Below are 21,333 nucleotides of genomic sequence, written 5' to 3'. Positions count from 1 at the left end.
CGGCGCAAACGTCTGGATAAGGTATTTTCAAGCAACCAAAAATTGAATATGACGGCCTGAGCCCTAGGATCGTACGCAATCTTGTTCATTGCGGGCAATCGCCAACAAAGGGGCCGCGTCACATTGACGACAAGGCAACGAATATGCTGTTGCCAATTCGCAATGTTTGGCGCATTTGCAGGGAAAAATTCCCACCTTTTGCGCGCAGGCGCGAATGAAATAGGATACTCAGGTGCAAACGCGCGGAGTTGCATCGGAACCGAAACAGGCGAAGGCATGAGCCGAGGTAACAAAAACGAACATCACGGCCGCGCGCCTCGTATCCTGCTATACAGTCACGACACGTTCGGTCTGGGCCATTTGCGCCGGTCTCGAGCTTTGGCGGCAGCGATTACACAGGCCGATCAACGCGCTTCGGCTTTGATCTTGACCGGCTCTCCGGTAGCGGGTCGTTTTACTTTTCCACGGCGGGTCGACCATGTTCGCTTGCCTGGCGTCACCAAACGCGCGGACGGTTCTTACGCCTCACAAACCATTGGCATGGGGATTGATGATGTAACTGAGCTGCGTGCAAGCCTTATCCAAACAGCTGTTACGCAATTTGACCCAGAGGTTCTGATCGTCGACAAAGAACCGACCGGGTTTCGCGGTGAATTGTTGCCGACGCTGGAATATCTTGAGAGCTCGGGTTCGACCAAGCTGGTTCTGGGTCTGCGCGATGTTCTGGACGAACCCGATGTACTGGCCGCCGAATGGGAACGCAAAGAAGCGATCTCGGCAACCGAGCGTTTCTACGATGAGATCTGGGTATATGGCTTGCGCTCGATCTATGACCCGACACAAGGTCTACCCCTCAGTCCGGCAGCGCAACAACGCATGCACTGGACCGGATATCTAAGGCGTGATCTGGGGCCTGTCGGTGAGCCGCCCGAGCAACCTTATATCCTGATTACGCCCGGCGGTGGCGGCGATGGCAAAGCGATGGTCAACCTCGTGCTGTCCGCCTATGAGAAAGACCCGGACCTTTCTCCGCGTGCCGTGCTGGTCTATGGGCCATTCCTGTCAGGTGAATTGCGCGAGGATTTTGAAACCCGCGTCGCCGCACTTGATGGCCGGGTCACAGCTGTAGGCTTCGAATCTCAGATCGAAACTCTGTTCGCCGGAGCAGCCGGTGTAGTCTGCATGGGCGGCTACAATACCTTCTGCGAAGTACTGTCCTTCGACAAACGCGCGGTCATCGTCCCGCGCACAACACCCCGTCTGGAACAATGGATACGCGCCTCTCGCGCGGAAGATCTGGGACTCGTGCGAATGCTCGATGAAAATCGTGACGGTCTGACGGCCGACGCGATGATCCACGCGATCCGTAATCTTCCCCTTCAGCCCTTGCCGTCGCAAGCCATAAGCGCCGGTTTGCTGGACGGTCTGAACTACGTCACCCATCGCATCACCGCACTACTAGCCGCAGAACAAGAGCGCGCGACAGGATGATCAAAACACACCCCAGGCTTGCGGTGCTAGTCAAAGGCTGGCCGCGCCTGTCCGAGACGTTCATTGCCCAAGAGCTCGTTGCCTTGCAGGAGGCTGGCCACAACTTCGATATCTGGTCTTTGCGCCATCCGACCGACGCCAAGCGGCACCCGCTGCATGATCGTTTCAATGGGCAAGTACGCTATCTGCCAGAATACCTTTATGACGAACCTGAACGGCTCGCCGCTGCACGCGCTGTTGCTTCGGGTTTGCCCGGATACCCAGAGGCCTATCGGGTCTGGCGGCAAGACCTGCGCCGAGACCAAACCCATAACCGCATTCGCCGGTTCGGACAGGCCTGCGTGCTAGCTGCCGAGTTACCTGAGGAAACGCAAGCGCTGTACGCGCATTTCATGCACACGCCATCGTCGGTCGCCCGCTACGCTGCGATCATGCGCGGCCTGCCGTGGAGTTTTTCAGCGCACGCCAAAGATATTTGGACCTCGCCAGACTGGGAAAAGAAGGAAAAACTACATCTGGCGAGCTATGGAGCCACTTTTGGGGCAACCTGTACCGCCATCGGTGCAGCGCATCTGCGCGAATTGGCTGATGATCCTGCGCGCGTTGAGTTGATTTACCACGGTCTGGACCTGTCTCGTTTTCCGACCCCTCCTAAGCGTGGTCAGCGGGCGGCCGACGCACCCTTTCATATGCTTTCAGTCGGGCGGTTGGTCGAGAAAAAGGGCTTTGATCGCCTTATCGACGCGTTTGCTCTGCTCCCTCAAACTTTGGACTGGCACTGGACCCATATCGGTGGCGGGACACTGGCCAATAAACTGAGTGCACAGGCTGATGCCGCAGAGCTGTCAGATCGGATCACCTGGATGGGTGCATGCGACCAGCCTGAGGTCGTTGCCGAGATGCGCCGCTCTGACCTGTTTGTGCTGCCCAGCCGGATTGCTGAAGATGGTGACCGGGATGGCTTGCCGAACGTGCTGATGGAGGCGGCGTCACAGCGCCTTCCGATTTTGTCGACGCCGATATCCGCGATCCCAGAGTTCATCGAAACTGGCGTCCATGGGATTCTATCGCAGGACGACCCGGCCTCCTTGGCCTCCGCCATTTCCAAGATTGCCCGGAACCCGGCCAAAACCGCGCGAATGGCAGAGGCAGCGTATGACCGTTTGATCGCCGACTTTCGTATGGATCCGGGCATACGTCGCCTGTCCGAGCGGTTAAACGCATTGTGCACGGATGGTCGGTGATGGCTCGGGTGGCTTTTTATGCGCCGATGAAATCCCCCGATAGCCCCAAGCCTTCGGGCGACCGCGAAATGGCACGCAACCTGATCACCGCAATCCGCGCCCAAAACAACATTGTTGAACTCGCATCAGACCTGCGGATTTACGACAAGAAGGGTGAGCGCCCACTTCAGGATCAGTTGCGAGACAAAGCGATGGTCGAAGCTACGCGGCTGATCACGGAACTGCCATCGGACACAGAACTTTGGGTGACATATCACAACTACTACAAAGCGCCGGACCTGTTGGGCCCCGTAGTATGCCGCGCACGGGGTATCCCATATGTACAACTGGAAAGCACCCGAGCCACCAGTCGGCTCTCGGGTCCATGGGCCGGGTTTGCCCAGTCGGCGCACGACGCCTGTGATGCCGCGCAGATAATATTTTATCACACAGCCAACGATCTGATCACGCTAAAGCGCGAGAAATTCGGCACACAAATATTGGTAGAATTGCCCCCGTTTCTGCCAGTTGCTGAATTGCCTTCCCCATCCGCCCGCGATGGCCCGATGCTGACGGTGGGTATGATGCGTCCAGGGGACAAATTGGCCTCGTACACGATTTTGGCCGAGACGCTGGAACATCTCACAGGCGATTGGGTGCTGGACATCGCTGGCGATGGCCCTGCCCGCCCCAAAGTCGAAGCGCTGATGGCGCAGTTCGGGTCCCGTGTCAGGTTTCTGGGTCAGCTTGATCGAGACACATTGCAAGAGCACTACCGTCAAGCATCGATGTTTGTCTGGCCCGGCGTCAACGAAGCCTATGGCATGGTCTATCTTGAGGCTCAGGCCAGCGGTGTCCCGGTCGTGGCACAAGATCGCCCCGGCGTGCGTGATGTACTGATGCCCTCTGATCATCCCAATGTAAGTTCGGGCACCAAAGGGCTGGCCGCTCGTATACAGTTGCTCTTGGATGATCCCGACCTTCGGCGAACCGAGGGTGATCGCGCCCGCGCCTACATCGCGCAACGCCATCTGATCCCGTCGGCGACGGATCGGTTCTGGACTGCCGTGCGCCCCTTGTTGGAGAAAGAAGAATGACCCGCCTCGCCCTATTGCGCCACGGACATACCGAATGGAATCGCGCTGGTCGCATTCAGGGTCGCAGCGACATTCCCCTGGATATTGAGGCCCGTGCCGAGCTTGCAGGATATTGTCTGCCATCGCCGTGGGACACTGCATCGATCTGGTCCAGCCCGCTAAGTCGCGCGGCTGAAACCGCTGTACTTGTATCTGGCAAAGCCCCCAAAACATCCAAAGCCTTGACCGAGATGAACTGGGGAGATTGGGAAGGGCAACGCGGCGTGGAACTGATCGCGATTCCCGACAGCGGCTACCGTCATATTGAAGAGTGGGGTTGGGATTACCGACCGCCCAACGGTGAAAGCCCGGCAGAACTTTGGGCAAGAATCGCACCTTGGATGGATGGCCTGACGGGCGACAATCTTGCCGTCTGCCATATCGGCATCATGCGGGTGATTTTGGCCAAGGCCTGGGGCTGGAACTTTGCGGGCCCCGCCCCGTTCAAAATTAAACGCAACAGGTTATTTGTCATCGAGTTGAACCCGATGCGGGCCCAGCCCGAACCCGTCCGTCTGCTTGGGCGTGAGGCTTGAAAATGAAGGTGATGATCGTCGTTACCCACCTGTTGGGCACCGGGCATCTGAGCCGGGCACTGACATTGGCGCGCGCATTCGCTGATCAGAACCATGAGGTTCTTGTCGTTTCCGGAGGTATGCCCGCACCGCAGCTGGATACGACCGGGATGTCTCTGCTGGGTTTGCCGCCGCTGAGGTCGGATGGCACCGATTTTACCCGATTGCTAGATCAGGATGGTACTGTTGCAGACGCCGCCTATTTCGAAGCACGCGCAACCGGACTGGTTCAGGCAGTACGCAGCTTCGGGCCGCAGGTTCTGATCACCGAGCTATATCCGTTTGGACGCCGTTCGCTCGCAGCAGAATTCCAAGCGGCAATAAAAGCCGCGCGGGGGATCTCTCGCCCCCCTGTTACACTGAGTTCGATCCGCGATATTCTTGCGCCGCCATCAAAGCCTGCAAAAGCGATCCGAACGGACGAAGTTATTGCAGAGTATTATGACGGCGTTCTAGTCCATGCCGATCCCCGGATCACACCTCTTGACGTCAGTTGGCCTGTTTCATCGCAACTGGCGGCACGGCTGCACTACACGGGTTTCGTCGCACCGAGCGCACCGCCAAGCCATCCGGAGGGTACAGGTCGGGACGAGATCATCGTAAGTGCCGGTGGCGGATCAGTTGGCCAACCGATCTTTCAGGCGGCCATTGAGGCCGCCCGAAAGATGCCCAACAGGCGCTGGCGCCTGTTGGTGGGTGGACAGGACGCCAAAGCGCGCATCGCCGAGCTTTCGCAGTTGGCCGAGGGGGCAACGGTTGTTCTGGAACCCGTTCGCCCCGATTTTCGTCAAATGCTTCCGCTTGTTGCGGCCTCGGTTAGTATGTGCGGCTACAATACAGCCATGGACCTGCTGCAATGCGGTGCCCCTGCTGTGTTGATCCCATTTGACGACGGCAAAGAGGTCGAGCAGGGATTGCGTGCGCGGGCACTTTCGCAATTGGATGGGGTTGAGGTGCTGAACAGTTCTGAACTATCCGGACCCTCACTTGCAAACGCTCTGGATCGTGTCATGTCGGGTGTTGCTCGTCCTCCAATGTCTGAAGGGTTTGATGGCGCCCGCCGATCGGTGGAAATTGCGACAGACTTGTATGAGGCCCGCCGATGAGCCCTGATTGGCAACCCTTGATGATTGAGTTGCAGCGCTGGGAACAAGCGGATTTGACGCTACCCTTGTGGTGGCGCGATGACGACGCGATCACGGTGACGCCACAGCTCGAAAAACTCACATTGATATCCGTTCAGCTGGGATTACCTGTCCATCTGGCTGTGATCCCGCAACCAGCTGAGGTGTCATTGGCGGAATATGTAAGTGATCAGGCTGCCTTGATTCCGGTTGTGCATGGCTGGGCGCATCAGAACCACGCACCCATAGGTGAAAAGAAAGCCGAGTTCCGTTTGCACCAGCCAATCGAAGCCATTGTTTCTGACGCAAGGGCCGGACTGACTCGGCTACGGAACCTGTTCGGTGATCAGTTACGTCCGATGTTTGTACCGCCTTGGAACCGGATTGATCCTAAAGTTACAGCTCATCTCCGAGGGCTGGGTTTTCGGATAGTATCAACCTCAACACCTCGGAAAACACCACTCGCCGCTCCTGGTCTCGAGCAGGTAAATACGCATCTCGATCCTATCGACTGGCGCGGAACTCGCGGCTTGGCTGACCCGGAAGAGCTGATTTCGCAAGTGGTCACACTGCTACAAGATCGACGCGCAGGACTGGCAGACAATGCTGAAGCATTTGGGGTGTTGACGCATCATCTGGTCCATGATCAGGACATCTGGACGTTTACGAAAGACCTGTTGCACAGGCTGCTTGATGGGCCTGGTGTTCCTTGGATTGCACCATGCAACAAAACGCTGGGAGAACCCGAATGAGTCGACTGGATTCCATGCTGCGACGCCTGACCGCACAACGCGACGGGTTGAACTGGGCTGCGGCACAGATCGAAGCCATGGATGGAGACGTTCTGGATTTGGGATTGGGGAATGGGCGTACCTACGACCATTTACGCGAGATCCTGCCTTCGCGCCGAATTTGGGTGATGGATCGCGTGTTGCAATGCCACCCCAACAGCACGCCTCCTGCAGAAGATTTTCTGCAAGGCGAAGCGGAACCGATGTTACTGAAATTGGCGGAAGCTGGCCATACTATCGCACTAGCGCACTATGATTTTGGTCGCGGGATCAAGTCAGACGATGTTGCCGAAGCAGCCCGCCTGAGCCCTCTGGTCAAACAGGTGATGTGCCCCGGCGGCTTGCTGATATCAGGACAACCCCTGGTAGGTTTCACCCCGATACAGGGCCCTGAAACCATCGCACCTGATCGCTATCTGTTTTATCGCGCCTGATGCAACTTCATATGCTGCTCCAAGCGATCAACAAGCAATTTGGTCACCAAAATGAGCAAGTTTACTGTACTTTGGGGATGCTGGTAGCGGAAGAGACTGCCAAACTACCTTCTCATGTGATTTCTGAAATTCTTACTTCATTCTGTAAACAAAGAGAAATATCCAGCTTTTCGTCCTATCCTCTCTCATCCCATCTCGCACGGTCTTATGTTTTTTGATCGATCAAATGATGGGACAGAAAAAACGGTGCCTTCTCTTACAGTACGAAAAGTTCAAAGCCTTTAAGAGCCGGGGATGTATGGCGATGGAGGCGGTCTGTATTAGCGCATTGGCAAAGCCGAGGGTAAGTCTTGGATACTTAGGACTGTCGTATACGGGAAAAGAGGAGACCTAGGGTTGGGCTCCGCCTTGTTGGTCAGGCTGTCCGAGGCCGGAGAGCTAGCGCGTGAGTAAAGAAAAGTGGCTCGGTCTGGCAGCAATCCGGATACCGTCAGAAAACGGGAAACGCTGACGTGTCGCGAAGCCGCCCTGCGCACACACGCAAATCTGCTGCCAACGTGGCGTAGCAAACGGCATGGGGAAATTTGGCTTTTGGCGATTGAGAGATATGCCTTTTCTAGCTTGGGGGACCGACAAATTTAGACCATCGGGACATCTAATCTGATGGCGGTGCTACAACCGATTAGTAGGGACGTATTCTCGGGAGAAGATGCAGAAAAATGCAAGCTTCACCAATGATGCTATGCGGTGGTAAGATAAGAGTTCGGAGAGGGATTAAAGCCAAAGGGAAATCTTCACGGCGCCTACGCCGGACTTCCGTCTCCTCATCGGTAGCCCGCCTAAACGCTCCAATTCAGACTATGACATCTCTATGTGGGCGACCTGTGCTCTGATGGCGCTACACAGAGCCACATCCGAAATGCTGGAGTATTCTGAGATTTGGGTCGCCAGCGTAAACACTGGCTGCTCCTGCAAAATTGGTCCGGTCAGACGTGAAATGGGCGGCCAGCGCCGCCCACAATGATTCTCAATTCCGGCTGTATTACCGTCCTTCGAACCTATCAAGCGCCGAAGGATAGTTTCTATCGTCCCGCGAGCCTCCGTTTGTGCTCTTTGACGAACTTGTACCGCCTGAGAAACTCCCTGCATTTGTGGTATCGGCACCGTTGCCCCAGCCGTTATCCCCTTTCTTCGTTTGGGTAGGCGGGTCAGGGTCATCAGGTACGTCCTCGGCGTAAACAGGCACAGAGAAAGCCATGGTCGCCGCTAATAAGCTGATGATAGTAAGTTTGGATTTTGACATAATATTCCCCCAAAAATAGTCGGATAAACACTTGGCCAAAATTGAGGCAAGCAATACCAATTTACTTGAACGAGATTGAACCAAATTTGAATGCATCGTTCACGCTACGTTAACATTCTCTAATGCCCTCAAAACTGGGAAACCCTGAAGCAAAAAGGGCTCAGTGGCAGGTAGCCATTTGATAATGGTGGAAAATGGAGCGCTGGGCATGGAATCACACACATGGGCTTCCTGCCACAATAGGCAAGATCAGACATCAGCCCTTGGACAATGTATAAGCACCAGAAAGAAAGGCGTTCTTTAAATAGACCGGCAGCTTCTCGGGATACTCTTTCACTTCCTTCTTGGCGAAATTGGACAAAGCCACTGGATTGACGAACCTAGTGTGACATCCTTCTGTAAGTTGGATCAGAGTCTCGATTTTGAAAGAGACCGCACCGCCTGCCATACGGCCTTTCTTTGCGCGCGTTTTGATCGCAAATGTTCCAACCTCGTTTTCGCGAGCAAACTCATCAAGCGCGGCCATGAATGAACGCAGATCTGCCTCGGATGTATCATCCTCGAGTTCAATCCTTGTGGTCTTAGGTCGGAGCATCTCCACCTTGCCCTCGTCATCCAGGTCGACAACTGCAAGCCGAACTTCCTGTGCCGATATCTCGCAACCGCAACTCTCATCTGTCATTCCTTTGTGTGACAGTTCCTCACTATCATCTTTCGGACCAGAATATATGCCACCTATACCGATGTGCGCGCGTTATCGCGGTCAACAAGCTTAGTTTTTACGATCCTAAATGCTAGGCATAAGACAAGACGGTAGAAGGCGGTCATGCCGCGCCAGAGAGCCCAAAAAGTCCACCCAAGTCTCTCTGTGAGGTTTTCCGTAGGCACCGAAAGGAATTTCTGAATTGTGAGTTTTGATCTCGCTTAGCTCAACAAATCGGACATTCGCTTGGCTAACGTCGAACGACCGCTGTGCGGACAAAGCGGCCTTTGGTTCTCCGAACAAATCGGACATTTTTGGTTTTAGACTAGGCGGTTGTGTAAAGTGACAGGATTACTTGTCTTCTCTTCCGTAAGCACAATATCTCAATTGGCACCCTCATTGGATGCTGAGGAGGCCGCTACCAATCGAATTTCCATCATATCTTTAGGTCCAGGCGCGGCTTCCAAAAAGGGCGAAAGAGTTCAATCTTGGGGCATCGGTTCATCACGACTTTAAGGCCCGCCGCTTCGGCGAGTTGCGCTGCTTGGTCGTCGTACACACCGATTTGACCCCAAAGAACTTTTGCCCCGATTGCGATAGCCTTCTCGGCAAAGGCATAAAACTCCTCCTTCGGGCGAAAAACGTCTACCATATCAACATGTTTGTCGATCTCTTCCAGCGAGTGGTAGACCTTGAGCCCTCTAATTTCCGAAATTTTCGGGTTAGGATTCACCGGTAGAATATCATAGCCGATTTCACTCAGCTGTCGCAGAACGCCATAGCTGAATTTCGTTTTGTCCGCGCTAGCGCCCACCATTGCAATGGTTTTAACCGACTGCAGGATGTCGGCGAGGTATTTGGGGTCGTAATCGTAGATGCGGTCGATATCTGCTTCGGGCATCGGTTAACCTTCCTTCGGCGTCGCAATGTCAGCCTTGAGTTCGTGGGGTTTGAGAGGGTCGAGAAACGGATTGCGGTACAGCTTGTCATGGCTCTCGACCCCGATCTCAAGCGTGATGTCGGATGTCGGACGTGCCACGCAAAGGATCACATAGCCGTTCGCGATTTGCCGATTATTCAGCGCAACCTGTCGGCGTTGATCGATCGCGCCAGTCTGTAGTTTTGCCGCGCAGGTAATGCAGCCGCCATACTTGCACCCAAAGGGCAAGTCGACGCCCTGTTCTCTCAGCGTTTCCAGAAGTGGACGCCGCGCATCCACACAGTATTGCGCGCCATCTCTGTTCGCGATCGTCACGGTATACATAGTCATAGCCAGATGTCGCTTGTGCAATCACCGCCCGGATACCGGCTCTCGTGACAGCGCGATGGACCATTCGGTTCTTTGCCAAAGTCCACAATGAAATCCTCGTTGATCTTCATACCACCGTTTTCAGGGTCGCAATCGATCATCACCATAACCCCGCCCTTTTCGCGGATCTCGGGATAGAACTGGTTATCCCAAGTCGAGAACAGCGAGGTCGTGACATAAAGCCTTCGTCCGTCGAGAGAGAGCTGGAACATCTGTGGACCACCCGCGACCTCGACATCGTTAACGATCGGAGCTTTACCCAAAAGGCCCCCCATAAACACTTGGCCGGTCAGCTTGGGATTATGCGGGTCGGTGATGTCATACTGGCGCATATCTCCATGTAGCCAATTGTTCAGGTACAAGTATTTGTCGTCCATCGAGATCAGGATCGCCGACATAACCCCCGGCAACGGGATCGGCCATTCGGGGTGCATCTCGTTTTCCACGTCGATGATCTTTTCCCACCGCCACTTTTTAGCATCGTCTTGCCACCAATGGATCACATTGGTCGAAAGAGCTGCGCCACAGAACCCATGCGTGCTGTCGGGGTCATGGTGGAACTTGACTTCCAGTGGCAACAGCCCGTCTTCACCCAAATAGAAGCTTTCGACCGGTTCGCGCTTTTCGAAATCCCAAAAATGCAGCTCGCGCCCATATTTCAGATGGCCCACTTCTTCCAGATCGAAGCCCGGCATGAAGGTATTGGGCGCAGCCCATTCGGAACTGACCATCACGTTGTGGCGTGGTTGGTACCAGAAGTCATAGCCGAACTTGATATCGCCCATCGAGGTTTCCCAGCGACCGACGATGTTGAACTCTTTGTCGAGATGCAGATAGCCTCCAGGAGCCTCACCCTTGGCATTTCCAAGGAAGGAAATGATGATTTCCGAGCCCAAACAATGCACCGTATGCGGGCCCGATAAATCTGCCTTGGCCTTGATTTCAGCACCGTCGATGACCTTATGCAACCGCGGCGCACGCGGGTCAGTGGCTGTATCAACGATGTGAAGGTTGTTAGAGCGTACGCCCGGCAGGATCAGGTATTTGCGGGACATCGAGCCGTCGTCGTGACAGGACGAACAGGCGTTCCACCCCATGTGGTGAAGCTCGTCCCCAATCCCCGGCATTTCCAGCCTATGGATTACTTGAGAATAGGTCGAGCTGTCAGGGTCGACATCCACTGTAGCAAGGTAATCAGGTTTCTGGATCCCTGTCCCGGTGTAGATGGCGATCGTGTAGAGTAGCTTTTCTCGGGGGGCTTTGATGGCTTCTTGCGGACTCTTGAAGCCCGGTCCACAGCATTGTCCATCCATCGTGTGCTCCTCCCTTGATTCCTTAAATTGTATCGTATATCGAAAACTTGATTATCATAAAGTGAGAAAAATGCATCTCGAACGATTAGCGCTGATTTTGGAAATCGTGGGTCAAAAAGGACGTGCGTCCGTAGCGGATATCTGTGCCCAGTCCGATATACCTAAACCGACGGCCTACAGGCTGGTTCAAGACCTTGTTTTGTCCGGCCTCCTTGAATCACCAACCCGCGGTGAGTTCGCGATTGGGATTAGGCTAAAGCGTATCACGTTGAGCGATCACTCTGACCCCGCTCTTTTGCAAGTGATTGCGCCTGCCCTCTCTGGCGCCGCGAACGACTATGGCGCTGCGTTTTTCTTGTCTCGGCTACGGGGCCATTGGGTTGAGATTATTCATGTGGAGACGCCGCAGACGGGCGTGTCTTTTCTTCATCCAGGTATGGGCAAACGACCAATGCACGCGTGCTCTTGCGCCAAGGCAATCGCCGCCGTGTCGCCTGAGCTGCTGTCTCAAGACCGATTGGATGGGCAGCTTAAGCGGTACACAGATCGCACGATTACAGACCCTAAGGATCTGGCCTCGGAACTCGATGTCATTCGAGCCAAAGGGTATGCCATGTGTGTTGAAGAACTCGAGCGCGGGATCAGTTCTGTCGCAACAACGCTGACTAAGACAGGTGTTGGTGCGACGCTTTCAATCGGCGCTACGGCGTCTCTTCGGGTGTTTACACCTTCGAAGCGAGAAAAGATTGGCCATACACTTACCACAATGTCAAACGAACTTGCACGCGCGCTAGGATGGGGTGAAGCAGATAAAGAAAGGATACCCGCTTAGGTTCATGGGTATCGCAGTGCTGTAGGTTAACGCTATCCAGCAGGACAGGTGTGTTTTGCGACCTTCGCCGCTTTTTGGTCAATGAGGGAGACAAATATGGACGATGCAATGTTTGGTGGGTTCTTCGTGATCAACGTAAAACCTGAGTATCGGCAGCCCTTTTTGGACGCCAGCATCTTCCAAGCGCAAAATGTTGTCAGTGAAGAACCCGAAGTTTTCCAGTTTCATATTATGGTGGATGAGACAAACCCAAATCGTTTCTATTTCTACGAAGTGTTCAGAAACGAAGCCGCGGTCCAGGATCATTGGGAATCTGAAACCTTCAATAACTGGTTGAACACTGTCCGAAAGATGCTGGATGGTGAGATCGAACTTGTTGCCAGGATGCGCTCGCTTTTTCCGACGCCAAAAGGTTTCGAGGCGCAAAAAGCAAGCCTGCTACTATGGTAAAATTGACCGACGTTTAAGATTTTCGTCCGTGCGAGAACATTACGGGTTTTGGTGCTGGTCCGCTTTGGACTCCGAGCAGTCTTTCGCTGCGGTGTGCATCAATGTCCGCTTGCAAGAAAACCAGTGCAAAGCTTGTCAGCCGTCACCCAAAATGTCACCCAGAACAAGGGGTCATCGCTACTAGTGATGCCAGAATGCATCCAGTATTCTGATATTGTTAAGGGAATTTGGTAGCGGAGGAGGGACTTGAACCCCCGACACGCGGATTATGATTGAGTCTCAGTACCGCCACGAAAGACCACAAACCGCCACATCCGACCGCATCAACTTATTTGCCTGATTGTTAATCTATTCAACAAACCGCCACATCCCGCCTCGTAGCGATACACCCAACCACACGGGTGTCTGTCACCCATACGCTACCCATGCCAACACGCTGGAATGCACTCTGCTAAAGCACGTTATCTAGGTATCCCACTCTATGCACGGCTTGTCGTACTCATGACGGACCAGGTTCGGGTACTGGCACGAGCTGGCATCTCGTCAGCGGTGACAATAAACAGATTGCTCTCGCTTCCCGAACGCCAAGACGCACTAGACAAGCTTCGTATGGAAGACGCGGCCATACTGCTGATTTCACCTGAACAGTTGCGTATTACGTCAGTAAGGTCTGTCCTGGAGCAGCGGGAAATCGGGTTGCTCGATTGCAACTTGCTTGTTGATCTGTGGTCGTTGGCTTTTACACCACAATATGCATCTGTTGTCTCTCAAGCCATTGCAAATTAAACAGCCATTACCTTTATCAACAGGAACCATTTGCTTCCTATAAAGAGATACGAATTGTCCGACCACGACCCGGCACATGACTACGAGCTTTTCTTACTTCGCATATCGAGTGGGAAGCACCCATTGACTGGACTATCCCTGCCGGAATCCTCGCCATGGAGGGGCCTTGAAATCCTTTCCGCAGTCCGAGAAGTGCTAAGAATCGACCAGCAGCAAAGCGCTTCTGATGACCCTAACGAAGACGTTTTAGATAAGTCTGTCACGAGAAACGAAGCCAATAGCGACTTCACTTTGCATCTTTCGGCGGACCAAATTCGCGTCTTGGAATTAATCGAAACGAAACCGGATGGGATTAGTTTCCAAGAGATTTGCGACGAACTAGATATTTCCAAGGCGAAACTGCAGGGTGACTTAGGAGCAATCACACGAAAAGCGCAAAAAAACCTCGGTTCAGATTATGAGTTTCTAGTGCGCTCAAATGGTCGATATTTCTCAAAGAAACATTCCATAAAACTCAACAATGCCAACGTGGGGAACTCAAAATACAACCAGCGCTTGGAGCGTATTAGGACAAAATACCCAAACGCTTACAAATCTTGGAGTGAGGACGAGGAAAATCGGCTGGTCGCTCTCTGGGAAGACGGTAAGAGTGTTTCGGAGATAGCGAACCTCATGGGCCGCGGTGCAGGTGGAATTCATAGTCGTCTCGAAAAACTAGGGAACGAGGTCATCTCCTTCGAAGAGACCAGCAATCCGACTAGCAAGCCTGACCACTTTGACGACAAAAATGAAGTTGTCGAAGCATTGGAAGCGAGTAACCTGAAGATCAGCGTGCTGTGTGAAGGATGTGACGCAGAGATACCTAAAGCCCGTCTAGAGGCCGTCCCTGGGACCAAGCTTTGTACCTCTTGCGCATCCGCTCAACCCTATAAAAAGAAAAAAGTTGCGGAACCGTGGGGCACCAGAGAAGATTTCAAGAAAGACCGATTGTCGTGGAGGCCGTGGAGACGAAGATAGCGCTCATGTCCTTTAATCGACACCGGCACTAGTGACCCAGGTAAAGTCGATTTGCAGGCCCAAGCCCTTTTGAGGTGAGCGGTTGATAAACCGACTACGGTAGGACTAGACATCTCCTAGTTTGCGAGGGTCGATGCTGGCTACAAATGGATGCCATGGTATGGTTTCAGTGCCAATCGCAAGCTGCGCAATGCTTGGTGCGTTAGGTGTTTTTAAGGATGGCTGGACGATACCATACAGTCTGAACTAGAATGGAATATCATCATCAATATTACTGGAAGCCCCGCTTGATGTGCTGTCAAATGCTGGATGAGAAGCGTCTTCGTGATCGTCTGCGGTAGCTCTTGAAACTTTCCACGCTTTAACATCTGTGTACCAGCGCCCATTATATTCTCGGCTTTCCAAGTCTATGGAAACTATCAAGCTTTCATCTTGCCTAATTTCAAATTGGTCAATTTTTTCTCCCCACGCCATAAAGCAAATCTTCTTCGGATATTGGCCCTCAGTTTCCAAAACATACTCTTGCTTGCGCCAAGTTCCGTTAGCAGAGGTCCCCGATTTTTCCTGTAAGACTTCAATAACTTTTCCGCTAATTTCCATGATAGAAACCTCTGTCCAGAAACCACAATCTGCATTTGATCTCCAGGCATTACATCACGCGATAATGCAGAACACCATAGATTGAAGCTGCTAAAAAATTGGCTAAATGATTTTGGGGCATCCATCGCGGCAATGACTATTGAACTACACCAATGGTACATCAGCTAACGGCAACAATCGCAAAGGCTCGACTAAGATTATAAATTTCTGGCCCAGTTTTGCATGAAGTTTGCGCTGATCGGCATACGTGAAAAATTGAGCCTGTCGTCTTGTTTCTGATCGGTTTCGTTAACGAGCGGGTACTCAACAGGCTCAGGGGCGAGCGCACGGTCGCTTCCCATTAATTACAGACGTGTCGCTCCCGCGACCCCACTCACTGTTGTAGGCGTCCTTGCATCAACACTACTATGAACAGCCTCGCCTTACACCAGTAGTCACCGCCGTTGAAGATATCCAAAGGGCTCAAGGCGAAACCATGAAACTCCTAGGTGATGAGCGCAGCATTAGTCGTTTGGGCGGGAACCGGAAGTTCGCTGCATTCGCAAATGATCGACATGCCGGGGAACAAGCGAACTTTGATCAACAGGCCTGTCTGGAACCTGCCAGCTCCGGCCTCGCAAAAAAGGTCCCGAGTGATGTTCTCGACCGGCTGTTGGTTCCGGATAGGAAGATCTGCAAACCCGAAGAAAAAGAAACTGGCCGCACCTCGCAAACCTGGCATGGCATCGGGACAACATATTTTGTCAAATGGTCGCCGAAGGTTCCGCTTCTTGGGAATAATTATTAACCTGCCAATATGAAAAACTTAATTTCCCGTGGCATATCAAGAGCCCTTGGCCGTGGCGTACCAGAGCCGCTTGAAAAGCCAGAGGTTATTCCGCCGGGAATTAAGAATATTGAAATGCCGCGGGAACAATCCGAAATCTTGTCGCGCTGTCTGTCGATCGATCTGGAGATCGATCCCAAGGAAGCCAGGTTATTCGCCTTTGCAGCCGTGCCGGAAGCCGATGGAGAGGGAATTGTTCATCGGAAAGGTGACCCGAAGGCCGCACTTGAAAAGCTCGACCTGTTTTGCGCTGGTTTCGCACATGTCGTAGGGCACAATATTCTGCGCCATGACTTGCCGCATCTCATGGCGGTTTCGCCGCGCTTCGCAAAGCTCGCGGACGGACCGATTGACACGCTATGGCTCAACCCCTTGGCGTTCCCGCGCAATCCCTACCATCATCTGGTCAAGCACTATCGAGATGGGCGGCTTCAAAGTGGTCACGTCAACGATCCCGAGCTCGACGCGCGTCTTGTGTTCGAGGTTCTTCGCAACCAGATCGACGCCTTCGTATCGCTGAACACGTTGTCGCCAGATACGATGACGGCCTATCACTGGCTATGCTGCCGAGGTCCCGGTAGCGACGGATTTGATCGGTTGTTCAGCGACGTGCGCGGGGCGCCCATACCGACGGAAGCAGAAGCGCACGAGGCCATTCAGACGCTGCTAAAAGACGTGGCCTGCGGCGCACAGGTGGACGCTCTGCTCGAGCGGCTCTCGGACACTTGGCTGGGTTGGCCGATGGCATATGCCCTTGCCTGGATTTCAGTCGCTGGTGGGGATTCTGTCATGCCGCCTTGGGTGCGGGCGCAGTTTCGTGACGCAGCACGGCTCGTCAAAGACCTGAGGGATACGAATTGTTGTGATCCCCAGTGTGCCTATTGCGCAGAGCACAATGATCCCACCCGTGCACTCGAACGTTGGTTCGGCTTTCCCAGTTTCCGCCCGGAGCCAGTCGACGAGGACGGACGCCCGCTTCAAGAAAAGATCGTGGCGACGGCCATGGAAGGCGACAATCTCTTGGGCATCCTTCCGACGGGCACGGGTAAATCCATCTGCTATCAGATTCCCGCACTGTCTCGGTTCGACAAGACCGGGGCCTTGACCGTCGTTATTTCGCCGCTTGTGGCGCTGATGGCGGATCAGGTTCAGGGCTTGGTACGCGCCGGAATTTCCTCGGCGGTTACGATTAACGGGCTATTGTCTTTGCCCGAGCGTCAGGATGCGCTCGACAAGGTGCGGCTTGGGGATGCTGCGATCCTTTTGATTTCGCCCGAACAACTGCGCAGCACTACAGTTCGTTCCGTTCTGTCACAGCGCGAGGTGGGGCTGTGGGTGCTGGACGAAGCGCACTGCGTGTCTAAATGGGGGCACGATTTCCGACCCGACTATCGCTACGTTTCGCGGTTTATCAAGGAATGCTCAGGTGACGAGCCAGCTCCGGTGCTTTGCTTGACCGCAACGGCAAAGCCGGACGTCGTGCAGGACATCCGCAGTCATTTCAAAGAGCGGTTGGGGTCCGAGTTGACGTTAATCGACGGTGGCGCATCGCGGTCGAACCTGAGCTTCCAGGTGCTGCCAACGCAGCGGGCAACCAAGATGACCGATATCCTCGACACGATCGAGGCCCGGCTTCCGCGCGAAGGTGTGTCGGGGGCGGTCGTCTACTGTGCGACCCGAAACGCTACCGAGCGCGTGGCGGAGTTCTTAAAACAACAGGGCATCGCTGCTGAACGGTATCATGCGGGCCTCAGCGCCGATGACAAGCGTGAGATCCAGGAGGACTTCCGCGTCGGAAATCTGCGCGTGATCGCGGCCACCAACGCCTTTGGGATGGGGGTCGACAAGCCGGACATCCGTCTGGTGGTTCACGGGGACGTGCCGGGGTCGCTGGAAAACTACTTGCAAGAGGCCGGTCGCGCCGGGCGGGACCGCGAGCCTGCAAACTGCGTCCTTTTGTTCAATACCGAAGACGTCGATCGTCAGTTCAGCCTCAGCGCGCGTTCTCGACTCGCGCGGCACGAAATCGGCGCGATCCTGAAGGCGCTTCGGCGCCTTGATGCTCGGACTGGAAAAGGCGGTGAAATCGTCGCTACACCTGGTGAGATTGTTCATGAAGAGAAAGAGCGAGATTTCCAGCGGGACAGCAATACCGACGATACGCGGGTGAAGACCGCGGTCGCCTGGTTGGAAGAAGCACACCTTCTGAACCGCGAAGAAAACCGGGTTCAGGTGTTTCCCGCCTCGCTCAAGATAAGAAGCATGCAAGAGGTCCGCGAAATCCTTGCATCTGCCGAGATCACCGAACGGCGGCGCGAGGATCTGGCCGCCATCGTGCAGCATATCATCAACGCTCCGCAGGAAGAGGGCATCACCACGGACGAGCTATGCGGGGTCAGTGGGCTGACGATGCCGGGCGTGCGCAAAGCTTTGGCGGATCTCGAGGCCCTGGGGATTGCAAAGGATGATACAAACATCACGATCTTCGTGCATGTGCGTGTCGAGAATGCCTCGTCGAAACGGTTCCAAGCGGCATCCCGACTGGAAGCTGACATGATTGCGATCCTTAGAGACCAAGCGCCAGACGCGGACATCTATGAGGCTTTGCCCTGCCATCTGGCTTCAGTGGCGCAGGCCCTACGAGAGCGGGGACACGCCTCAGTACGGCCCGATATTGTCGAGGGGTTGCTCCGTGGGATTGCGCAGGATGGCCGCGACATGGATGGCGGAAAAGGCAATATCGGCCTGCGCAAGGTTTCCAAAGGCAGTGTCATGGTGCGAATGCAAAGATCATGGGGAGTAATCGAACAGACCGCTCAGCTTCGCAGGCAGGCCGCAGAAGGTTTGGTTTCATACTTGATCAACCAGGTTCAGGCTGGCCTGCGTGGGAAAGATGTTCCTGTCGAGACCACGCTTGGCGACCTTCTTGCAGCGATCAACAGCGATGCGCTGTTGCGGGCATCTGTCAATGATCCAGCAAAGCTGATGGACCGGGCGCTTCTGTGGCTGCACGAGCAGCAGGTGGTGACACTGGGCAAGGGATTGTCCGTGTTCCGCTCCGCGATGACGTTGCACATCAATCGGAAAGGCGGCGCTTTTACCACCCAACATTTCGCGCCACTCGAAGACCATTACACCGAACAGACCGTCCAGACCCACGTGATGGCGGCCTACGCGAGTAAGGGCATCGACGACATCGATCAGGCCCAGCAGCTCGCGCATGACTATTTCGCAATGGAGCAGTCCGACTTCATGAAATCTTGGATGCCGGGGAAAAATTCGGAGTTCAGACGGCAGGCAACGCCCCAGTCCTATGCCGAGATCGTCAACAATCTGGGGAATTCGACACAAGAGCAGATCGTGCGTGACGACCGCGAACAGACCAATGTGCTCGTGCTCGCGGGGCCGGGATCGGGCAAGACACGCGTGCTGGTCCATCGCGTCGCATATCTGGTCCGGATCAAACGCGAAGATCCGAACGGTATACTGGTGCTCGCCTACAATCGTCACGCGGCCGCCGAGATCCGGGAACGCTTGCGTCTCCTGATTGGCGAAGATGCTCGCTTCGTGACGGTCTTGACCATCCATGCCTTAGCCATGCGGTTGGTTGGAGCGAGTTTCGCCGGGCGGGCAGCGGCCGATGAACCTGACTTCGAAACGCTTCTGATCGATGCGGCACGTCTATTGCGTGGCGACGGCCTGGACAAAGTCGAGGCCGAAGCCTTGCGAGAGACCTTGATCCAAGGGTTCCGATGGATTCTCGTGGACGAATATCAGGATGTGGGACCCGAGGAATACGCCTTGATCGCAGCGGTGGCCGGTCGCAGTATCGACGACCCCGATCAACGGATCAGCCTATTCGCGGTCGGCGACGACGACCAGAATATCTATGCGTTTGCCGGCGCATCGGTGCGCCACATCAGGCAGTTCGAACAGGATTACTCTGCCAAGCCGGTCTTTCTGACCGACAATTACCGCTCGTCGAAGAACGTGATCAGCGCAGCGAACGCCGTGATCGAAGGGTCTCGGGAACGTATGAAAACAGGGCATGGGATTACCGTCGACAAATCACGGCAAAAGGACCCGGCTGGGGGTATCATGGAAAGTCTCGACCCTGTTGCGCAGGGGCGGGTCCAAATCCTTGGCTGTCCGGCAGGAAATGACGCTCAGGCCCTTGCGGCGGTCAACGAGATGATCCGCCTGTCAAAACTGATACCGGATTGGAGCTGGAAGGGGGCGGCAATCATTTCTCGTGATTGGCGTAAGCTTCTGCCGGTCCGAGACTTTGCCGAGGCACATGGAATTCCCGTCGAAATGGCGAACGAAAACTTGCCAAGTGTGTGGCGCACCCGTGAGATGCGGAGGTTTATTGACAGCCTACGCGAGAGGCACACAGCCTTGGTTAGCTTGGGCGATCTTACGGAAACCCTGAATGCGATACCAACAAGCCGTTGGACTGACCGGATAGGCGAGGGACTTGGCCAACTTGCGCGTGAAATTGATGGCAAAGCGCTCCCGACCCCTGATGTGATCGAATGGTTTGCTGAATGGTCGAAGGATTCATGGGGCGAGCAGCGCGGCCTCAAATTGTTGACGGCGCACCGCGCGAAAGGCCTCGAATTCGACGATGTCGTGATCTTGGATGGCGGTTGGGAACGGCCCTCGCGAAATGAAGATCAGGACGCGCCCAGGCGATTGTTCTATGTCGCCATGACACGTGCGCGGCGCAATTTGATCGTCATGAGCAATGACAATCACGAATACCTTCCCACCGAGTCGCCTTCCGTCGTCGCGCGTCACGTGGTGCCCGACTTGGCGACAGTCCCCGGCCCCCGACGGTTCTTTCAGTCGCCCGAAATGAAGATGGTCGACCTGTCATTCGCAGGACGCCAAGGTGATCGGCACATTGTTCATGACGCAATCGCCGAAGCACAGGTCGGCGCGCCGATCAGGCTCTCCAGTGTCGGAGATCGCTGGCAGATCGAGGATCTTCAAGGGCGGGCCCTCGGGCGGATGGCAAAAGCATTCGCGCCCCCGATCGGCACGAAATTCGTCGCCGGCGAGATCGCGGCTATAATAAATTGGCGTAAGGAAGATGCTGATGAGCGTTTTCATTACCTGATGAAACGCGCCAATTGGGAAGTGGTGGTGCCTGAACTGGTTTTCGAAGAGGTCAAGGGGGCTGATAGGGTCTTCGGAAAGCATCAGAACGGCAAGTAAGGCGTTCAATCCGTCGTTCGCTGCACTGGAAATAAAGAACTGCTCAGGGCCGTTATCATACGTCCTAACAAACTGACTTATCGCAGCTTTGTCCGCGCACCAGCCGTTAACCGCAATGCCGCTAGTTGACCGCTTCGGCGCAATGCCCGCCACCAACACGACAACGTTTGGAGGCCTAAAAGCTTAGTCGGATTCCCTTG

General features: G+C 54.6%; 18 protein-coding genes and 2 pseudogenes. 14 read left to right on the top strand and 6 right to left on the bottom strand.

Going from position 1 to position 21,333, the window contains the following annotated elements:
- Positions 1–276: 276 nt before the first annotated feature.
- From G7G_RS0102405 to G7G_RS0102375, 7 genes are read left to right on the top strand one after another with little or no spacing between them, the layout of a single operon-like run.
- Positions 277–1,491 carry a glycosyltransferase family protein gene (locus G7G_RS0102405; protein WP_029621661.1) on the top strand — a complete coding sequence of 405 codons (1,215 nt, stop codon included), beginning with the start codon at positions 277–279 and terminating at the stop codon, positions 1,489–1,491.
- Entirely contained in the window at positions 1,488–2,735 is a 1,248-nt protein-coding gene (locus G7G_RS0102400; protein WP_010437935.1) for a glycosyltransferase family 4 protein, read from the top strand. The genes G7G_RS0102405 and G7G_RS0102400 overlap by 4 nt, the downstream gene beginning before the upstream one ends.
- Positions 2,735–3,811, top strand: coding sequence for a glycosyltransferase family 4 protein (locus G7G_RS0102395; RefSeq protein WP_010437934.1), 1,077 nt, complete (start codon positions 2,735–2,737; stop codon positions 3,809–3,811). Before G7G_RS0102400 ends, G7G_RS0102395 begins: the two co-directional genes overlap by 1 nt.
- Entirely contained in the window at positions 3,808–4,386 is a 579-nt protein-coding gene (locus G7G_RS0102390; RefSeq protein ID WP_010437932.1) for a histidine phosphatase family protein, read from the top strand. Before G7G_RS0102395 ends, G7G_RS0102390 begins: the two co-directional genes overlap by 4 nt.
- Before the next feature lie 2 nt (positions 4,387–4,388).
- Positions 4,389–5,531, top strand: coding sequence for a glycosyltransferase family protein (locus tag G7G_RS0102385; RefSeq protein ID WP_010437931.1), 1,143 nt, complete (start codon positions 4,389–4,391; stop codon positions 5,529–5,531).
- A complete protein-coding gene (locus G7G_RS0102380; RefSeq protein ID WP_010437928.1) occupies positions 5,528–6,301 on the top strand; it encodes a polysaccharide deacetylase family protein in 774 nt (257 codons plus the stop codon). The genes G7G_RS0102385 and G7G_RS0102380 overlap by 4 nt, the downstream gene beginning before the upstream one ends.
- A complete protein-coding gene (locus tag G7G_RS0102375) occupies positions 6,298–6,774 on the top strand; it encodes a class I SAM-dependent methyltransferase (protein WP_010437926.1) in 477 nt (158 codons plus the stop codon). Before G7G_RS0102380 ends, G7G_RS0102375 begins: the two co-directional genes overlap by 4 nt.
- Positions 6,775–7,816: 1,042 nt before the next feature.
- On the opposite strand, the gene G7G_RS24190 is transcribed toward G7G_RS0102375, so the two are convergent.
- From G7G_RS24190 to G7G_RS0102355, 5 genes are all read right to left on the bottom strand, one after another.
- Complete coding sequence (locus G7G_RS24190) at positions 7,817–8,077, bottom strand: hypothetical protein (protein WP_139056590.1); 261 nt, start codon at positions 8,075–8,077, stop codon at positions 7,817–7,819.
- Between the two features lie 256 nt (positions 8,078–8,333).
- Positions 8,334–8,759, bottom strand: a complete 426-nt coding sequence (locus G7G_RS0102370) for a DUF3010 family protein (RefSeq protein WP_010437920.1) — start codon at positions 8,757–8,759, stop codon at positions 8,334–8,336.
- 457 nt (positions 8,760–9,216) lie between these two features.
- On the bottom strand, positions 9,217–9,681 hold the full coding sequence (locus G7G_RS0102365) for a CoA-binding protein (protein ID WP_010437917.1): 465 nt from the start codon (positions 9,679–9,681) through the stop codon (positions 9,217–9,219).
- 3 nt (positions 9,682–9,684) lie between these two features.
- The gene (locus G7G_RS0102360) at positions 9,685–10,050 is read right to left on the bottom strand and encodes a 2Fe-2S iron-sulfur cluster-binding protein (RefSeq protein ID WP_010437915.1); all 366 of its coding nucleotides are present in this window, start codon (positions 10,048–10,050) and stop codon (positions 9,685–9,687) included.
- The gene (locus G7G_RS0102355; protein WP_010437913.1) at positions 10,047–11,402 is read right to left on the bottom strand and encodes a selenium-binding family protein; all 1,356 of its coding nucleotides are present in this window, start codon (positions 11,400–11,402) and stop codon (positions 10,047–10,049) included. Before G7G_RS0102355 ends, G7G_RS0102360 begins: the two co-directional genes overlap by 4 nt.
- On the opposite strand from G7G_RS0102355, the pseudogene G7G_RS24890 reads away from it, so the two are divergent.
- The 5 genes and pseudogenes from G7G_RS24890 to G7G_RS0102335 form a co-directional block, all read left to right on the top strand.
- Positions 11,353–11,607: pseudogene (locus tag G7G_RS24890) on the top strand (helix-turn-helix domain-containing protein); the annotation flags it as partial. The gene G7G_RS0102355 and the pseudogene G7G_RS24890 overlap by 50 nt on opposite strands.
- Before the next feature lie 96 nt (positions 11,608–11,703).
- Positions 11,704–12,234 (top strand): IclR family transcriptional regulator domain-containing protein, encoded by a 531-nt coding sequence (locus G7G_RS0102350; RefSeq protein ID WP_238528755.1) that lies wholly within the window; start codon positions 11,704–11,706, stop codon positions 12,232–12,234.
- Positions 12,235–12,330: 96 nt separating this feature from the next.
- Entirely contained in the window at positions 12,331–12,684 is a 354-nt protein-coding gene (locus G7G_RS22690; protein ID WP_010437910.1) for a putative quinol monooxygenase, read from the top strand.
- A gap of 489 nt (positions 12,685–13,173) precedes the next feature.
- Positions 13,174–13,437 (top strand): annotated as a pseudogene (locus G7G_RS24185) (hypothetical protein); the annotation flags it as partial.
- A gap of 156 nt (positions 13,438–13,593) precedes the next feature.
- Complete coding sequence (locus G7G_RS0102335) at positions 13,594–14,487, top strand: TraR/DksA C4-type zinc finger protein (protein WP_010437908.1); 894 nt, start codon at positions 13,594–13,596, stop codon at positions 14,485–14,487.
- 246 nt (positions 14,488–14,733) lie between these two features.
- Here the strand turns inward: G7G_RS0102335 and G7G_RS22685 are convergent, their stop codons facing one another.
- Complete coding sequence (locus G7G_RS22685; protein ID WP_010437907.1) at positions 14,734–15,087, bottom strand: DUF3127 domain-containing protein; 354 nt, start codon at positions 15,085–15,087, stop codon at positions 14,734–14,736.
- 475 nt (positions 15,088–15,562) lie between these two features.
- Between G7G_RS22685 and G7G_RS0102320 the strand changes: the two genes are divergently transcribed.
- Together G7G_RS0102320 and G7G_RS0102315 are read left to right on the top strand one after the other, a co-directional pair.
- The gene (locus G7G_RS0102320; RefSeq protein WP_010437903.1) at positions 15,563–15,874 is read left to right on the top strand and encodes a hypothetical protein; all 312 of its coding nucleotides are present in this window, start codon (positions 15,563–15,565) and stop codon (positions 15,872–15,874) included.
- Positions 15,875–15,988: 114 nt separating this feature from the next.
- Entirely contained in the window at positions 15,989–21,133 is a 5,145-nt protein-coding gene (locus tag G7G_RS0102315; protein ID WP_010437900.1) for a RecQ family ATP-dependent DNA helicase, read from the top strand.
- Positions 21,134–21,333 lie beyond the last annotated feature (200 nt).

It is taken from the genome of Ruegeria conchae (assembly GCF_000192475.1).
GTDB lineage: Bacteria > Pseudomonadota > Alphaproteobacteria > Rhodobacterales > Rhodobacteraceae > Ruegeria > Ruegeria conchae.
This window is presented reverse-complemented; position numbering and strand designations above follow the sequence as displayed.

Coding starts and splice junctions, on each gene's coding strand:
- G7G_RS0102405 (WP_029621661.1), top strand. CDS start 277: ATGAGCCGAGGTAACAAAAACGAACATCACGGCCGCGCGCCTCGTATC.
- G7G_RS0102400 (WP_010437935.1), top strand. CDS start 1,488: ATGATCAAAACACACCCCAGGCTTGCGGTGCTAGTCAAAGGCTGGCCG.
- G7G_RS0102395 (WP_010437934.1), top strand. CDS start 2,735: ATGGCTCGGGTGGCTTTTTATGCGCCGATGAAATCCCCCGATAGCCCC.
- G7G_RS0102390 (WP_010437932.1), top strand. CDS start 3,808: ATGACCCGCCTCGCCCTATTGCGCCACGGACATACCGAATGGAATCGC.
- G7G_RS0102385 (WP_010437931.1), top strand. CDS start 4,389: ATGAAGGTGATGATCGTCGTTACCCACCTGTTGGGCACCGGGCATCTG.
- G7G_RS0102380 (WP_010437928.1), top strand. CDS start 5,528: ATGAGCCCTGATTGGCAACCCTTGATGATTGAGTTGCAGCGCTGGGAA.
- G7G_RS0102375 (WP_010437926.1), top strand. CDS start 6,298: ATGAGTCGACTGGATTCCATGCTGCGACGCCTGACCGCACAACGCGAC.
- G7G_RS24190 (WP_139056590.1), bottom strand. CDS start 8,077: ATGTCAAAATCCAAACTTACTATCATCAGCTTATTAGCGGCGACCATG.
- G7G_RS0102370 (WP_010437920.1), bottom strand. CDS start 8,759: ATGACAGATGAGAGTTGCGGTTGCGAGATATCGGCACAGGAAGTTCGG.
- G7G_RS0102365 (WP_010437917.1), bottom strand. CDS start 9,681: ATGCCCGAAGCAGATATCGACCGCATCTACGATTACGACCCCAAATAC.
- G7G_RS0102360 (WP_010437915.1), bottom strand. CDS start 10,050: ATGACTATGTATACCGTGACGATCGCGAACAGAGATGGCGCGCAATAC.
- G7G_RS0102355 (WP_010437913.1), bottom strand. CDS start 11,402: ATGGATGGACAATGCTGTGGACCGGGCTTCAAGAGTCCGCAAGAAGCC.
- G7G_RS22690 (WP_010437910.1), top strand. CDS start 12,331: ATGGACGATGCAATGTTTGGTGGGTTCTTCGTGATCAACGTAAAACCT.
- G7G_RS22685 (WP_010437907.1), bottom strand. CDS start 15,087: ATGGAAATTAGCGGAAAAGTTATTGAAGTCTTACAGGAAAAATCGGGG.
- G7G_RS0102320 (WP_010437903.1), top strand. CDS start 15,563: ATGAAACTCCTAGGTGATGAGCGCAGCATTAGTCGTTTGGGCGGGAAC.
- G7G_RS0102315 (WP_010437900.1), top strand. CDS start 15,989: ATGCCGCGGGAACAATCCGAAATCTTGTCGCGCTGTCTGTCGATCGAT.